The organism is Pseudomonas siliginis (assembly GCF_024072275.1).
GTDB lineage: Bacteria > Pseudomonadota > Gammaproteobacteria > Pseudomonadales > Pseudomonadaceae > Aquipseudomonas > Aquipseudomonas siliginis.
The window spans coordinates 3,108,528-3,124,017 of record NZ_CP099598.1; the positions used below are offsets into that span (position 1 = coordinate 3,108,528).

The 15,490-nt window shown below is 62.0% G+C and carries 12 protein-coding genes; 5 read left to right on the forward strand and 7 right to left on the reverse strand.

Features of this window, described 5'->3' with window-relative positions; all coding sequences use genetic code 11:
• Window positions 1-5: 5 nt before the first annotated feature.
• The 6 genes from selB to fdnG all read right to left on the reverse strand — a co-directional run bounded on the left by selB (window position 6) and on the right by fdnG (window position 9,573).
• A complete protein-coding gene (gene selB / locus NF676_RS14380) occupies window positions 6-1,922 on the reverse strand; it encodes a selenocysteine-specific translation elongation factor (protein ID WP_252887967.1) in 1,917 nt (638 codons plus the stop codon).
• Window positions 1,919-3,331, reverse strand: a complete 1,413-nt coding sequence (gene selA, locus NF676_RS14385) for an L-seryl-tRNA(Sec) selenium transferase (RefSeq protein ID WP_252886254.1) — start codon at window positions 3,329-3,331, stop codon at window positions 1,919-1,921. The genes selB and selA overlap by 4 nt, the downstream gene beginning before the upstream one ends.
• Before the next feature lie 648 nt (window positions 3,332-3,979).
• A complete protein-coding gene (gene fdhE / locus NF676_RS14390) occupies window positions 3,980-4,906 on the reverse strand; it encodes a formate dehydrogenase accessory protein FdhE (protein ID WP_056786186.1) in 927 nt (308 codons plus the stop codon).
• A gap of 3 nt (window positions 4,907-4,909) precedes the next feature.
• On the reverse strand, window positions 4,910-5,575 hold the full coding sequence (locus NF676_RS14395; RefSeq protein ID WP_041480299.1) for a formate dehydrogenase subunit gamma: 666 nt from the start codon (window positions 5,573-5,575) through the stop codon (window positions 4,910-4,912).
• On the reverse strand, window positions 5,572-6,507 hold the full coding sequence (gene fdxH / locus NF676_RS14400) for a formate dehydrogenase subunit beta (protein ID WP_252886255.1): 936 nt from the start codon (window positions 6,505-6,507) through the stop codon (window positions 5,572-5,574). Before fdxH ends, NF676_RS14395 begins: the two co-directional genes overlap by 4 nt.
• Window positions 6,508-9,573 (reverse strand): formate dehydrogenase-N subunit alpha, encoded by a 3,066-nt coding sequence (fdnG, locus tag NF676_RS14405; RefSeq protein ID WP_252886256.1) that lies wholly within the window; start codon window positions 9,571-9,573, stop codon window positions 6,508-6,510.
• Between the two features lie 320 nt (window positions 9,574-9,893).
• Between fdnG and NF676_RS14410 the strand changes: the two genes are divergently transcribed.
• From NF676_RS14410 to NF676_RS14430, 5 genes are all read left to right on the forward strand, one after another.
• Window positions 9,894-11,048, forward strand: coding sequence for a MalY/PatB family protein (locus tag NF676_RS14410; RefSeq protein WP_252886257.1), 1,155 nt, complete (start codon window positions 9,894-9,896; stop codon window positions 11,046-11,048).
• A gap of 228 nt (window positions 11,049-11,276) precedes the next feature.
• Window positions 11,277-12,134 (forward strand): glucose 1-dehydrogenase, encoded by an 858-nt coding sequence (locus NF676_RS14415; RefSeq protein ID WP_016774822.1) that lies wholly within the window; start codon window positions 11,277-11,279, stop codon window positions 12,132-12,134.
• Window positions 12,135-12,221: 87 nt separating this feature from the next.
• Window positions 12,222-12,833, forward strand: a complete 612-nt coding sequence (locus NF676_RS14420; RefSeq protein ID WP_056786193.1) for a Yip1 family protein — start codon at window positions 12,222-12,224, stop codon at window positions 12,831-12,833.
• A gap of 42 nt (window positions 12,834-12,875) precedes the next feature.
• On the forward strand, window positions 12,876-14,219 hold the full coding sequence (locus NF676_RS14425) for a cation:proton antiporter (RefSeq protein WP_252886258.1): 1,344 nt from the start codon (window positions 12,876-12,878) through the stop codon (window positions 14,217-14,219).
• Window positions 14,220-14,403: 184 nt separating this feature from the next.
• Window positions 14,404-14,697: a hypothetical protein gene (locus NF676_RS14430; RefSeq protein ID WP_039761510.1), complete on the forward strand. Its 294-nt coding sequence runs from the start codon at window positions 14,404-14,406 to the stop codon at window positions 14,695-14,697.
• A 234-nt stretch (window positions 14,698-14,931) separates the two neighbouring features.
• Here NF676_RS14430 and NF676_RS14435 read toward each other — a convergent pair whose 3' ends face one another.
• Window positions 14,932-15,465, reverse strand: a complete 534-nt coding sequence (locus NF676_RS14435; protein WP_016774826.1) for a hypothetical protein — start codon at window positions 15,463-15,465, stop codon at window positions 14,932-14,934.
• Window positions 15,466-15,490: the final 25 nt, after the last annotated feature.

Genomic DNA, 15,490 nt, shown 5'->3' on the forward strand with positions numbered 1-15,490 from the left:
TGAACTCAGGGTGCGCAGGCGTCAGCCAGCGCGTTGTCGGGGCGGATCTGGCGGGATTCGCCGAGGCGGCGGGTCAGGCCGAGTCGGTCGAAATATTCCAGATACTGAATACAGCGTTTGCGTCCCAAGCCTAGCGCATCGCGGAAGGTTGTCACTTGAATCGACGGATTTTCTTCGGCGAGTTTCAGCAGTAGCGCCGCCATTTGTCGCAGGACGATGTCGCTGATGAACAGGTCGCGCACCACCTGGTGCATGAGGCCCAAGCGTGCGAGTTTGCGCAGCAGCAGGCGGACGCTGGCATCGTCTTCGCCGAGCATTTTCGCCGCGTCGCGTACCCACGGCGGGTCGAAGCCGGCCTGTTCGAACAACGGCTGTAATTGCTGCCAGAGGATTTCGTCGTCGGCATTCAGGCGCACCTGATGGTCGGGCAGGTGCAGCCAAGGGCCGCTGGCGAGGATCGAGCCGGCATAGAGCAGTTCGTCGAGCAGGCTGATGAAAGTCGAGCGTTCCAGCGTCAGAGCGCTGAAGCGGCGCAGGCGATCGCGGTCCGGCCCCATCTGGTCGGGTTCCTGTTCGTGAAATCGCGCCAGTTGTTCGAGCAAAGTGAATTTCAACTGGCCCCAGCGCTGCACGTTGAACAGCAGCGGGCCTTGGCGGGTGTCGATCAGACGGATGTTGTCCGCCAGCGTCCACTGCGCGCGCGGGCGGTTGAACTGGCGCTCGAGGCGTTGCGGGTCGAGGCCGCCGGGGCTGTGGTTGAGCAGTGCCGGCAGGGCCTGTTCGAGGCTGACGCTGAGGCCGAGGGTTTGCAGTTGCGCGAGGCGTTCCGGGCTGCGGCGTTGGCGTGCCGGAGCGAATGGGTCGAGCACAACACCGCCGCCCAATGTGCGCTGGGCGCTGGAGTCACGCAGGATCAACCGATCACCCTTCACCGCGTGCACCGGCGCGTTGATCAGCAATTGCGCGAACATGCGCTCGCCGGGACTCAGACGCGGGCCTTGCAATAAAGCGACGCGGGCGATGACATCCTGGGTGCCAAGGTGCAGATGCACTGGGTGAAAATGCTCAAAGGTGCGCTCGCCGGGCAACAGCTGAAAGTCGATGTCGACGCGCTGGGTCGGGGCATGCAGCCAGTCCGCCAGCAGCCATTGGCCACGGTGGATCTGCGTCAGTTCCAGACGTTCGCCGCTGAGGTTCAGCGCCACGCGCTGACCGGCGAAGGCCTGTTCGGCGGCCTGGTTTTGCGCGTGCAGGCCACGGATGCGTACCGATTTGCCGGCAGGCGCCAGAACCAGTTTGTCACCCACTGCAACCGTGCCCGACAGTGCCGTGCCTGTGACCACAATCCCCGCACCCGCGACGCTGAACGCCCGATCAATCGCCAGACGAAAGCCGCCTTCGCAACCGCGCGCCTGCACCTCGCTCCGCACCTGCAACAACGCCGCGCGCAATCCATCGACGCCCTGCCCGCTCACACTCGACACGGTAAAAATCGGCGCATCAGCAAATGGTCCGGGCGCGAGCAGGTCCAGGACCTGGCGCTGCACCTCTTCCACCCTGCCCGCTCCCGCCCGGTCGCATTTGGTGATCGCCACCAGGGCGCGGGGAATGCCGAGCAGTTCGACGATTGCCAGATGCTCGCGGGTCTGCGGCATCACGCCGTCGTCGGCCGCGACCACCAGCAACACCAGATCGATGCCCTGCGCACCAGCGAGCATGTTGTGGGTGAATTTTTCGTGGCCGGGCACGTCGATGAAGCCGGTCAGCCCGGCGCCCGCTGCGAGTTCGGCGTAGAGATAACCGAGGTCGATGGTCATGCCGCGTTCGCGCTCCTGCGGGCGGCGGTCGCCGGTTTGCCCGGTCAGCGCTTGCAACAGCGAAGTCTTGCCGTGGTCGATGTGCCCCGCCGTGCCGACGATCACCGGTCGACCTGCAATTGCGGCAACTGCGCCAGCCACGCTGGCTCATCGTCGAGCTGGCGTAAATCCAGCCACAGCGCATCGTCGCCGATTCGCCCGAGCACCGGGATCGGCAAACCGCGCAACGCTGCTTCGAGATTGAGCAGATAACGCCCGCGCCAGCGCTTGGACACTTGCGGGCGGCAACACAGCGCTGCACTCGGCAAGCGCGCCACCGGTTGGCTGCCGCTGCCGATCATGCCCAACGCCTCGACCGCGCTGACCTGCCAGACCTCGCCCAACACATCGGCGAGCAACGGTTGCAAACGCAGAGCCTGAGCATGAATGTCGGCCTGGGGCCGGGTCAGCAGGCGCAGGCTCGGCAGACGCTCGGCGAGGCGATCCGGATCGCGGTACAGACCGAGCACCGCTTCCAGCGCGGCCAAGGTCAATTTATCGACCCGCAGTGCGCGCTTCAGTGGATTCTTCTTGATCTTCGCGATCAGTTCTTTGCGCCCGACGATCAACCCGGCCTGCGGCCCGCCGAGCAATTTGTCGCCGCTGAAGGTGACGATGTCGGCGCCATCGAGCAATGCCTGACGCACCGTCGGTTCCGCCGGCAGGCCCCAGCGCGTCAGGTCGAGCAGACTGCCGCTGCCCAGATCTTCCAGCAACGGCAAGCCATGAGCGTGTGCCAACTCGGCCAGTTCCGCAGTCGCCACTCGCGCGGTGAAGCCTTCGATGCTGTAGTTGCTGGCATGCACGCGCATGATCAACCCGCTGCGCGGACCGATTGCCGCTTGGTAATCCCGGGCATGGGTGCGGTTGGTGGTGCCGACTTCGTGCAGGCGCACGCCGGCCCGGGCCATGATGTCGGGGATGCGGAAGGCGCCGCCGATTTCGATCAGCTCGCCACGGGAGATGATGCCTTCCTTGCGCGCGCCGAGGCTGTTGAGCGTGAGCAGCACGGCAGCGGCATTGTTGTTGACCACGGTGACGGCTTCGGCGCCGGTCAGTTCGCGGATCAGGCCTTCGATCAGGTCGTCACGATCACCGCGCTTGCCGCTCGCCAGATCGAACTCGAGATTGAGCGGATAGCGTGCGGCCATTTGCACCGCTTCGATGGCTTCTTCGGGCAGCAAGGCGCGGCCGAGATTGGTGTGCAGCACCGTGCCGGTCAGGTTGAACACCCGGCGCACCTGACTGCGCTGCTGTTGCGCCAAGCGTTCGCCGACGCGGCCGGCGAGCACTTCGGGGCCAATTTCCACGGCCGCCAATTGCCCGCTCAACACGTCAGGCCTTAGCTCATCGAGCAACTGACGCAGGCCAGTCAGCAACGAATCCCGGCCGTAACGTTCGGCCAACGGCGCGCACGCCGGATGACGCAACAACCCATCAATGGACGGCAACCGCAGGGCAACGCTGGAAGACATCAGCCACTCCTGATTTCACTGAAACAATCCCTTTTGGGAGCAAGCTTGCTCCCAAAAGGGTTTCAGAAGTGTAGACGCACTGCCGGAGCTAGCCTGCTCGCGAATGCGGTGTGTCAGTTGGTGTGGATGTGGCTGACCTTACGCCTTCGCGAGCAGGCTCGCTCCCACAGAGAAATCCGGGGCTGACCGGGCTTTGTGATTCGGCACATAGACTTGTGGGAGCTGGCTTGCCAGCGATTGCGGTGGGTCCGTCAAAGAAGGTGGTGGATGTGCCGATTGAATCGCTGGCAAGCCAGCTCCCACAGGGATTCGGGGTGGAATGAACATTGTTGGTCACCACAAAACCTGTGGGAGCGAGCCTGCTCGCGAATGCGGTAAGTCAGTCAAAGATGATGTGTCTGAAACGACGCCTTCGCGAGCAGGCTCGCTCCCACAGGGAAATCCGGGGCTGACCGGGCTTTGTGATTCGGCACATAGACTTGTGGGAGCTGGCTTGCCAGCGATTGCGGTGGGTCCGTCAAAGAAGGTGGTGGATGTGCCGACCAATCGCTGGCAAGGCAGCTCCCACAGGGATTCGGGGTGGAATGGACATTGTTGGTCACCACAAAAACCTGTGGGAGCACACCCCCTTCCACAGTTTCGCTCTGGTCATTCGTCCCCCGGCGCCAGCAACAGATTGGGCGCCAGACGCTGATAGCCGTCCTGGGCCAGACGCATGTCCAGCAGCAAACTGCCGAGATCCGCCGACAACGCCTCGGCTTCGGCGTCGTTCTCCAGATAGAGCAATTTCAGGTAGCTATTGCAGCTCGGGCAGACTTCGGCGCGCAGCGGTGCCTGCTCGGCGCTGTGCCGGTCGTCTTCCTGGCTCAGATATTCAAGGCCCTTGCTCTGCTCGCAATACACGCACTTGACCCGCACCACATGCCATTCGCAGGCGCACAGCGAACACACCAGATAGCGCAAACCGTTGTGCTTGCCGCGATGGCGAATCACCCCGGCCATGGCCGGCGAACCACAGGCCGGGCATTGGCTGAGGCTGTCGCCAGGCTTGAGTTGCAGATTTGGCACACTGAGCAGCCAGTGGCTCCAGGCGGTTTGCAGCGCGGCGCCGAGAAACGGCACCAGCGCCGCCGGCACCAGCGAATACTGCCCACTGACCAGCGCCACCGCCCACGCGCGCAACTGGCCGGAACTGGCCCCGCGCAGAGTGTCCAGCGCGTCGATCACTGCAGGTTGATCCGCTGGCGCACAGCGCTGCAGCAAGGCGTCCAGCCACGGCTGCCAGGCATCTTCGCGCACCAAGGTATCTGCCGCGAATGGTGGCAGACCGTGTTGCTGACAGGCTTCGAAACGCTGCGCATCAAACGGCGCGGTGAGCGGCGGATCGTCGAAGACCTGCTGCTGCGCCCGGCACAACCCGGCCATCAGCCGCAGGTAATCCGCCAACCCATTGCCCTCGGCCAGACGCTCGAGGCGTTCAGCGCGCAGGGCAAACAGGTTACGTGGCGGCAGATACAGAAACGGCGGCGAACTGGCCGCCGCCTCGATTTCCCCAGGTTCAAGAATGCTTGGCAAAAGTCAGCCCTTTTTTGTCAGCGGTCGCTCGGGCACGTCCCGAGGCTGTTCGTCGCGGGTCACCTCGCGGTACCACAGTTCATGGTGTTTTCTCGCCCACGGCCGGCTGACCCAGCCATGCAACATGGCGTCGACCGAACCCTTGATCCACAAACCGGCGTAGATGTGCACGATGATGCTCAGCACCAGCACGAACCCGGCCAGCGCATGCAGCAGCATGGCCCAGCGGATGGTGGTAATGCCGAAATACGCGCTGAACCACGCGCGCCAGATCACCAGCCCGGTGAACAGCAACGCGAGCATGCACAGCAGTAAAGTCCAGAACAGCAACTTCTGCCCGGCGTTGTATTTGCCTACCGGCGGCACGCTTTCTTCGTCGTTGACCATCACCCGGTTGATCCGCCGCAGCCACTGGCGGTCATTGGCGATGAAGAAATTGGTACGCCAGAAGCTGAACACCAGGCCGAGAAACAGCACGAACATGGCGATGCCCATGTACGGGTGCAGAATCCGCGTCCAGGTGCCGCCGCCGAACAGATTACTGAGCCAGAACAGCGACGGATGAAACAACGCCAGCCCGGACAACCCGGCCATGAAAAACAGGATCGCCACCAGCCAGTGATTGGTACGCTGGTTGGCGCTGTAACGCAGGATCGTCTTGTTGCTCATGGCCGCTCCTCCCCGCGTGGATCGAAGGTGTGCACCGCCGGATCGACCACGTGCACCGAGTTGTCGGGTGGCGTCGGATGTTCATCCTCCTCGACGCGATTCGGCCCGATGCGCACGTAGTGGAAGAACCCGGCCAGCACCGCCGCGCCCATCGCCAGCAGGCCGAGGGGTTTGCTGATGCCTTTCCACAAACCCACCAGCGGACTGATTGCCGGATGGTCCGGCAAACCTGCATAGATTTTTGGCGTGTCGGCGTGATGCAGCACGTACATCACGTGGGTGCCACCCACGCCAACGGGGTCGTACAGACCGGCGTTTTCAAAACCACGGCTTTTCAGGTCGACGATGCGTTCGGCGGCGTGTTCTTTCATGTCTTCCTTGGTGCCGAAGACGATCGCGCCGGTCGGGCAGGTTTTCACGCAGGCCGGCTCCAGCCCCACCGCCACCCGGTCGGAACACAGTGTGCATTTGTAGGCCTTGTGATCCTTCTGCGAGATGCGCGGAATGTTGAACGGGCAACCGGTGATGCAATAGCCGCAACCGATGCAGTGGTCCTGATCGAAATCGACGATGCCGTTGGCATGCTGAATGATCGCCCCGGGGCTTGGGCACGCGGCCAGACAACCGGGCTCGGCGCAGTGCATGCAGCCGTCCTTGCGGATCAGCCATTCGAGGTTGCCGGCGTCGGTTTCGTGCTCGGTGAAGCGCATCAGCGTCCACGAATCCGCCGTCAGATCCTGCGGATTGTCGTAGGTGCCGTGGTTGTGACCGACCTCGTCGCGCAGCTCGTTCCATTCCGAGCAGGCGACCTGGCAGGCCTTGCAACCGATGCATTTGGTCGTGTCGATCAGCTTGGCAACGCCCTGCTGAGTCCTTACCGACGGCGGCACGGTGGTGGTGGCCGAGCGGGCAATGATGTCTTGGCTGGCCATTTACAGTTTCTCCACGTTGACCAGGAATGACTTGGATTCCGGGGTCTGAGTGTTGCCATCGCCGAGGAACGGCACCAGGGTGTTGGTCAGGTAACCGTGGCGCGTCAGGCCGGTGAAACCCCAGTGCAGCGGGATGCCGATCTGATGCACGACCTGGCCGTTGACCTGCAGCGGCCGGATCCGTTTGGTCACCACCGCCACCGCTTCGATAAACCCGCGCTTGCAGCTGACCCGCACCCGATCACCGGCAGCAATGCCCTTCTCGTTCGCCAGCACCTCGCCGATTTCAACGAACTGCTCAGGCTGGGCAATCGCGTTCAACTTGCAGTGCTTGCTCCAGAAGTGGAAATGCTCGGTAAGCCGATAACTGGTGCCGGCGTACGGGAAGTCCTTGGCTTCGCCGAGGGTTTCCCAGACCGAATCGAAGATCCGCGCCGCCGGGTTGCTGGTGGCCTTCTTGTTTTGCGGGTGCAGCGGGTTGATGCCGATCGGCGTTTCGAACGGCTCGTAGTGTTCGGGGAATGGGCCTTCGTTCATCTTGTCGACGGCGAAGAACCGGGCCACGCCTTCGGGGTTCATGATGAACGGATTCATCCCGGCTTCCGGCGGCACGTCGGCCTTGTAGTCCGGCACATCGGTGCCGGTCCAGGTCTTGCCGTTCCACCACACCAGCCGCTTTTTCGGGTCCCACGGTTTGCCCGCCGGATCTGACGAAGCGCGGTTGTAGAGAATCCGCCGATTCGCCGGCCACGCCCACGCCCAGCCCTGATGCTGGTGCATGCCGAATGGGTCGGCGTTATCGCGCCGGGCCATCTGGTTGCCGGCCTCGGTCCAGCTGCCGGCGAAAATCCAGCAACCGGACGCGGTGCTGCCGTCATCCTTGAGCAAACCGAAGCCGGCCAGTTGCGTACCGGCCTTGACCGTGACGCCGCTGGCATCGGTGAAATCGCTGACAGCGGTGCCGTTGATTTCCCGCGCCAGTTCTTCCGGCGAAGGCTCGTCGGGGATCTTGTATGGCCACGACAGCTTGAGCAGCGGATCGGGAAACTTGCCGCCCTCGCTCTGATAGCGCTGGCGCAGGCGCAGGAACAGTTCGCTCATGATGCGAATGTCGGTCTGCGCTTCGCCGGGGCCGTCGGCGCCTTTCCAGTGCCATTGCAGCCAGCGGCTGCTGTTGACCAGCGAGCCGTCTTCCTCGGCAAAACAGGTAGTTGGCAGGCGAATGACTTCGGTCTGGATTTCGGCGGTTTTCACATCGTTGTACGGCCCGACGTTCTGCCAGAACTCCGAGGTCTCCGTGGCCAGCGGGTCCATTACCACCAGCCACTTGAGCTTGGCCAATGCGCCCATCACGCGGTTCTTGTCCGGCAACGCGGCGATCGGATTGAAGCCTTGGCAGAAGTAGCCGTTGACCTTGCCCTGGCTCATCAGGTCGAACATTTTCAGCACGTCGTAGTTGGGGATGTCGAGCTTCGGCAAATGGTCGAACAGCCAGTTGTTCTCGGCGGTGGCGTTGGCGCCGTACCAGGATTTCATCAGGCTGACGTGGAACTTGCTGTAGTTCTGCCAGTACGAAAGCTGCCCTGGTCTGAGCGGAACCTGCGTGCGTTTGAAGATGAACTGACCGTAATCCTGCTCGCTGTCGCTGGGCAGCGTGAGGTAGCCGGGCAAGGCGTTGGACAGCAGACCGAGGTCGGTCAGGCCCTGGATGTTCGAGTGCCCGCGCAAAGCGTTGACGCCACCGCCGGGCATGCCGACGTTGCCCAACAACAACTGCACCATCGCGGCGCTGCGGATGATCTGCGCGCCGATCGAGTGCTGCGTCCAGCCGAGCGCGTAGAGAATCGTCATGGTCTTGCCCGGTGTCGAGCAGGTGGCGATCTCTTCCCAGATTTTCTGCATGGCGTCGACCGGCATGCCGCAGATCTGGCTGGCCAGGTCGATGTTGTAGCGGCTGTAATGCTGCCTCATCAATTGATATACGCAGCGCGGGTCTTGCAGGGTCGGGTCAACGCGGACGAAACCGTCCTCGGCGAATTCGTAACCCCAGCCGGACTTGTCGGTGTAGCTGCGTTTTTCCGCGTCATAGCCGCTGAACAGGCCGTCTTCGAAGCCATAGCCGGCTTTGACGATGAACGACACGTCGGTGTAATTGCGCACGTATTCGTGCTGGATCTTGTCCTCGGTCAGCAGGTAATTGATCAACCCGCCCATGAAGGCGATGTCGGTGCCGGTGCGGATCGGCGCGTAATAGTCGGCCACCGAAGCGGTCCGGGTAAAACGCGGATCGACCACGATCAGCCGCGCGGCGTTGTGCGCCTTGGCCTCGGTCACCCATTTGAAGCCGCACGGATGCGCTTCTGCTGCGTTGCCACCCATCACCAGGATCAGATTCGCGTTGGCGATATCGGTCCAGGTGTTGGTCATGGCACCACGGCCGTACGTCGGGGCAAGACTTGCCACCGTCGGGCCGTGTCAGACACGCGCCTGGTTATCGAACCCCAGCAGACCGAGGCTGCGAATCACCTTCTGAGTGATGTAGCCGGCTTCGTTGGATGCCGCCGATGCCGCGAGAAAACCGGTGGTCAGCCAGCGATTCACCGTTTGCCCGTTAACATTTTTCTCGATGAAGTTGGCGTCGCGGTCGGCCTTCATCAGGTCGGCGATGCGATCGAGGGCTTCGTCCCAGCCGATGCGCGTCCATTCATTGCTGCCGGGCTTGCGCACTTGCGGGTACTGCAAGCGGCCGGGGCTGTGAATGAAGTCGAGCAGGCCCGCGCCTTTCGGGCACAGCGTGCCGCGATTGACCGGGTGGTCGGCATCGCCTTCGATGTGAATGATGTTTTGCGCCACGTTCTTGCCGGCATCGCCCTGGCTGTACATGATCAAACCGCAACCGACCGAGCAATACGGGCAGGTGTTGCGGGTTTCACGGGTGTGGGCGAGCTTGAAGTGACGCACCTGCTCGGCGAAGGCCGCCGTCGGGGCCATGCCCAACGCGCCCAGGCTTGAGCCTGCAAGGCCGATACCGGCGACCTTGAAGAACTGACGACGGCTGAGATCCATCGTGCACTCCTGATCAGGTGGAACCCGGTACTTGTGCCGGGCTTTATCTGGACAATCACGGTTGCGACGCCTTGACGCCGACTTTTTCACTGTAGACAAAGACCTTGCCGATTGTGTGAAAACCGACCGTCGGGTGTCTGGCCCGGATTTCCAGCCAGTACACACCCCCCCCTGTGGGAGCGAGCCTGCTCGCGAAAGCGCTGGGTCATCCAACTCGATGCTGCCTGACCCGACGTATTCGCGAGCAGGCTCGCTCCCACACAGGTCGCGTTGCGCATAGAATGTCCGGCAGAACCAACTCCGCCTCGACGAGACCATGCATGACTTTCGATTTTGATCAGCTGTTCGACCGCCACCACACTGGCAGCACCAAGTGGAGCCGTTACCCGACGGATGTGTTGCCGATGTGGGTCGCTGACATGGATTTCGCCGCGCCGCCGGTCATCGTTCAAGCCTTGCAACAGCGCCTGCTGCACCCGCTGCTCGGTTACAGCGTGGCCCAGGACAACCTGCGCGACGCCATCGTCGCCGACCTGTGGAACAAGTACGCATGGCAGGTCAAACCGCAGGAGCTGATTTTCCTGCCGGGCGTGGAATCGGGATTCAACATGGCCCTCAAGGCTTTGGTCCAGGCGCAGCAGAATGTCGTCGTGCAAGTACCGAACTATCCGCCGCTGCGCCATGCGCCTGGGCATTGGGGCCTGAACAAGGTCGAGCTGGAATTCAACGCCCAGGCCGATGGCACTTACGCCACGCCGCTGGAATCTTTGCGTGAGTCGCTCGAAGGCGGCGGCGCCCTGCTGCTGAGCAACCCGCACAACCCGATCGGCAAGGTCTTCGATCGCGAAGAGTTGCAGGCAGTGGCGGATATCTGTGCAGCGCAGGACGCGTGGATCATCTCCGACGAGATTCACGCCGAACTGTGCTTCGACGGCCGCGTGCACATTCCCACCGCATCGCTGAGCCCCGAGATTTCCAAGCGCACGATCACCCTGATGTCGGCGAGCAAGGCCTACAACATCGCCGGTCTGAAGACCTCGTTCATGATCATCCAGGACGCCGCCCTGCGCGAACGCGTCAACCACGCCCGCTGCGGCATGGTCGACAGCGTCAACCCGCTGGGCATGGAAGCCACCCGCGTCGCCTACAGCGAAGCCGGGCCTTGGCTCGCGGAATTGAAAATCTACCTGCAGGCCAACCGCGACTGGCTGGTGAACGCCGTACGCACGCGGCTGCCGGGCGTGACCATCACTGTGCCGCAGGGCACGTATCTGGCGTGGCTCGATTGCACCGCGCTGGACCTGCCGGATCCGCAGCGGTTCTTCCTCGAACAGGGCAAGGTCGGGCTGAGTGCCGGGCTCGATTTTGGTGACCGGCATCAGCAGTTCGTGCGCTTGAACTTCGGTTGCCCGAGGGCGTTGCTCGAAGAAGGGATTGCGCGGATGGAGCGGGCTTTGGCAAACCGCAATCTCTGATCCTGCCCCGAGATTCCCTTGTGTAAATGATCCCTGTGGGAGCGAGCCTGCTCGCGAAAGCGCAGTGTCAGTCGACACATCTATCGTCTGACAGACCGCTTTCGCGAGCAGGCTCGCTCCCACATTGGTTTTGCATAGCCAACTAAATCCAGCGCAAATCCGATCGAACTCAAGGCAAAGCCACCGGGTCAACCCGGAACACTGGACTTGAAATCAGGAGACCCTGCGATGACTGACTATCCAAAACCACCCTTCCCGAAACAAGCCCAACCGGTGCCCGGCTCGCAACGCAAGATGGAACCGTATCCAGACTGCGGCGAGCAAAGTTACGTCGGTTCCGGCCGCCTCGCCGGCAAGATCGCGCTGATCACCGGTGCCGACAGCGGCATCGGTCGCGCGGTGGCGATTGCCTTCGCCCGTGAAGGCGCCGACGTCGCCGTGGCTTACCTGAATGAACACGAAGACGCCAAGGAAACCGCACGCTGGGTCGAGCAGGCCGGGCGTCAGTGCATCCTGCTGCCGGGCGATATCGCCGAGAAGGCTCAGTGCCAGGCGCTGGTCGACAAGACCGTCGAGCGCTTTGGCCGCATCGACATTCTGGTCAACAACGCCGCGTTCCAGATGACCCACGAAAACTTCGAAGAAATCCCCGATGACGAATGGGTGATGACCTTCGACGTGAATATCACTGCCATGTTCAGGATCTGCCAGGCGGCGATCAAACACATGCGCCCCGGTTCGTCGATTATCAACACCAGCTCGGTCAACTCGGACATGCCCAAGCCGACTCTGCTGGCGTACGCCACCACCAAAGGCGCAATCGCCAATTTCACCGGTGGCCTGGCGCAGATGCTCGGGCCGAAGGAAATTCGCGTCAACAGCGTCGCCCCTGGCCCGATCTGGACGCCGCTGATCGTCTCGACCATGCCCGACGAAGAAGTACAGAACTTCGGCGGCAGCACCCCGCTCGGCCGTCCGGGCCAACCGGTGGAAGTCGCACCGATTTACGTGCTGCTGGCCTCCGACGAAGCCAGCTATATCACCGGCCAGCGCTACGGCGTGACCGGCGGCAAACCGATGCTGTAACCGTGCAGCAGAAAAACTGAACCCGAGCGGCATGGCATCTCTCCATACCTTTAAGCGCCTACGGGCCAACTGGAACAGGAGGTTGTCATGTCCGCCCCCCTCGTCAGACTCTTCACCCAACCCAACTTCGCCTGGACCGATATCCGCCGCGAAGAAGAAACCCATCCCCGCCACTACCTCGCGCATTTGCTGCTGCTCGCGTTGATTCCGGCCGTGTGCCTGTTCATCGGCACCACTCAAGTCGGTTGGAGCCTCGCCGCGGGTGAGAACGTGCGCCTGAGCACGGCCAGCGCCCTGCAGTTGAGCGTGCTGCTGTACGTGACGATTGTCGCCGGTGTGGCGGTTATCGGCGGGTTTATCAGATGGATGTCGCGTTCATTTGACGCGCGGCCAACGCTGAATCAATGCATCGGTTTTGCCGCTTACACGGTGACGCCGTTTTTCCTCGCCGGGATCGCCGGGCTGTACCCGAGCCGCTGGCTGGCGATTCTGGTGCTCGGCGCGGCGTCAATTTATTCGACGTTTTTGCTGTTCGTCGGCCTGCCGACCTTCATGCATGAGCGCAAGGAGCAAGGCCTGTTGTATTCGGCGTGCGTGTGGGGCGTCGGCCTGCTGGTGCTGGTGACCATGCTGGTGTCGATGATTCTGCTGTGGTTCAACGTGCTCATCCCCGAGTACCTGCGCACGACCGTGAGCTGACCCGGTGCGCCTGTCCTTGAGAATTCACCGAAGTGAGCGGTCATGAGTTTCGGCGTATGGGTCGCGGTGCTCGGCGCCGTGCTGCTGACGCTGGCCCTGACGTCGTCTTGGTTGCGCTGGATGCCGGTCACCACCTCGGCGGTGTGCCTGCTGCTCGGCATCGCCATCGGCCCCAGCGGCCTCGACCTGCTGCAATTGCCGCTGGAAGAATCATCATTGTGGATGGAGCACCTGACTGAAGTCGCGGTGCTCTTTTCCTTGTTCGTCTGCGGTCTGAAGCTGCGGTTGCCGTTGGCCCACAAGACCTGGCGTATCGCTTTTGGTCTGGCCGGGCCGGTAATGATTCTGACGATTATCGGCGTGTGCCTGCTATTGCATTGGGGCCTGCAATTGCCGTGGGGACCGTCGTTGCTGATCGGCGCGATTCTGGCCCCGACCGACCCGGTGCTCGCCGCACTGGTGCAGGTCAATGATGCGCAGGACGTCGACAGCGTGCGCTTCGGCCTCTCCGGTGAAGCCGGGCTCAATGATGGCGTGGCTTTCCCTTTCGTGATTCTCGGTCTGCTGTTGCTGCACGGTGACGGCAGCGCTGGCGAATGGCAGCACTGGGTGCTTCGCAGTCTGTTGTGGGCGGTGCCGGCGGGTTTGCTCACCGGTTACTGGATGGGGCGCGGCATTGGCCGCATCGCTCTGTTACTACGCATTCACAACGAGGACAGCACCCTCGGCCCGAACGATTACCTGACCCTCGCGCTGATCGCACTGTCCTACGTGGTGGCCGACGCCATTGGCGGCTACGGCTTTCTTGCGGTCTTCGCTGCTGGCCTGGGTCTGCGTCAGGAGGAAGTCAAATCCACGGGCATCACCCAGGCACCTGCCGAGCATCTGGTGCAGCCGGTGGTCGGTCATCAGAACGTCGAACCACAGAACGCCGTGCACGGCGACACGGAGCAGTTGGAAGACAGCCAGGTCGCGGCGGGAATCATGATGGGCGACATGCTCGCATTCGGCAGTCTGGTCGAGCGGGCGATGGAAGTGTTTCTGGTGACCCTGCTCGGCGTCGTGCTGATTGCGCATTGGGACTGGCGGGCGTTGTGGATCGGCGCCGTGCTGTTCTGTCTGATCCGACCGCTGAGCGTGGCGCTGATGCCGTGGGGCAATCTGCTCAGCGGGCCGCAGCGTTTGTTGATCGGCTGGTTTGGCATTCGTGGCATCGGCAGCCTGTTCTATCTGTTCTTCGCCCTGAACCATGGCCTCGATTCCGACGTGGCCAAGGTCTGTACCGACATCACGTTGTCGGTGGTGGCCCTGAGTATCCTGCTGCATGGCATCAGCACACAGCCGATGCTGGCGCGCTATGAAAGTCTGAAGCAACGAAAAAGCTGATTCTTCAACCGCTGCGCTTTGACGAAAATCATCGAAGATTTTTCTACAAAAAAATGGATCGCCGGGCGCGACCCAAGGGTCACACCTTTAACCGCGCCAACCATCCAGCGCGACCCGGCAGGTTCGGTTCCCCTGCGGTGAACAGCCTATCAAACGGAACCCCGACACAAACAAGGTCACAGTCATGAACGAATGCTCGACTCCTGCGCAAATCAAGGCTTGCAGAGCACTGGCTCTGGAACGCAATCGTCAACTGTTCGAAGAAGCCCACGAACTGAACCGAGCGGCCAACGCGCTGCTGGAACAGACCCCGACCGACTTCGAACGCTTTGAGCAATACCGGGCACTGCGCAAGAAAGCCGATGCGAAATTTGAAGATGCGATTGATCATCTGTGTGTGCTGAATGAGGATTTTCCGCCGATTCCGGCAGCGGTGCAGAATGCTGTTACGCCGCGGCGTGAGCTGGAAACCGCGTGATAAAAGTCAAAAGCCCCTCACCCTAGCCCTCTCCCCGAGGGAGAGGGGACTGACCGAGGTGTTCTCACGTGCTACACCGACCTGGCATACCGCGCCGAATGTAGATTTTGAAAAGCATGAAGATCTGCTCCCTTTCCCCCTCGCCCCCTTGGGGGAGAGGGCTGGGGTGAGGGGGTAAGATCTCACAGACACCACAAAATCCAGCACCTGTCCCCTGCCCCCGACCAATCCACCTCAAGGATTGGTCACCTGAATAAACACCGCATACACCCCCAACATCACCCAGAACGTCGCAAAAATCCAAGGCGTGCGCACTGAGAACAGCAGCGACTTGCGATAGCCCTTGTGGCTCGATTCCATTTCGCTGAACAGTGGAGACTCGTCATACGCCGCGCCCATCACCGGCTCGCTGTGCAGCAACTGGCTCTGTTTGAAGTGCCAGTGATCGATGATGTCGTACGCCGCACGAATCCCCGGCCAGGCATTCAGCGAACTGAGCACACCAAGCAGCGCCAGAAAAGGCGGCACGACAAGGGTGAACATCTTGCCCCACTCCGGATTGAGGTTGGCCATGCACGAGGCGAAAGCGATCACCAGAAACGACTGCGCCGCCAGATAGGCGTCGGTACGGTTGGCGAGGATGCTGGTTTCGTACTGGATTTCCCGGCGGTAGAAATCCAGCCGCTCCTTGGGTGAGCCAAACATCTTGGCGTCGTGTTCAGCCAAGGCTTCTTCAACAGCGCTTGGCTGGGTCAATATGCGTGACAAGAGACGTGCCCTCCAAAAGTGAACA

What these genes read in the sequence shown, in the direction of transcription:
- fdxH (WP_252886255.1), bottom strand. Translation starts at nt 6,507, where the DNA reads ATGGCCAGCCAAGACATCATTGCCCGCTCGGCCACCACCACCGTGCCG.
- NF676_RS14395 (WP_041480299.1), bottom strand. Translation starts at nt 5,575, where the DNA reads ATGAGCAACAAGACGATCCTGCGTTACAGCGCCAACCAGCGTACCAAT.
- NF676_RS14410 (WP_252886257.1), top strand. Translation starts at nt 9,894, where the DNA reads ATGACTTTCGATTTTGATCAGCTGTTCGACCGCCACCACACTGGCAGC.
- NF676_RS14420 (WP_056786193.1), top strand. Translation starts at nt 12,222, where the DNA reads ATGTCCGCCCCCCTCGTCAGACTCTTCACCCAACCCAACTTCGCCTGG.
- selA (WP_252886254.1), bottom strand. Translation starts at nt 3,331, where the DNA reads ATGTCTTCCAGCGTTGCCCTGCGGTTGCCGTCCATTGATGGGTTGTTG.
- NF676_RS14415 (WP_016774822.1), top strand. Translation starts at nt 11,277, where the DNA reads ATGACTGACTATCCAAAACCACCCTTCCCGAAACAAGCCCAACCGGTG.
- NF676_RS14425 (WP_252886258.1), top strand. Translation starts at nt 12,876, where the DNA reads ATGAGTTTCGGCGTATGGGTCGCGGTGCTCGGCGCCGTGCTGCTGACG.
- NF676_RS14430 (WP_039761510.1), top strand. Translation starts at nt 14,404, where the DNA reads ATGAACGAATGCTCGACTCCTGCGCAAATCAAGGCTTGCAGAGCACTG.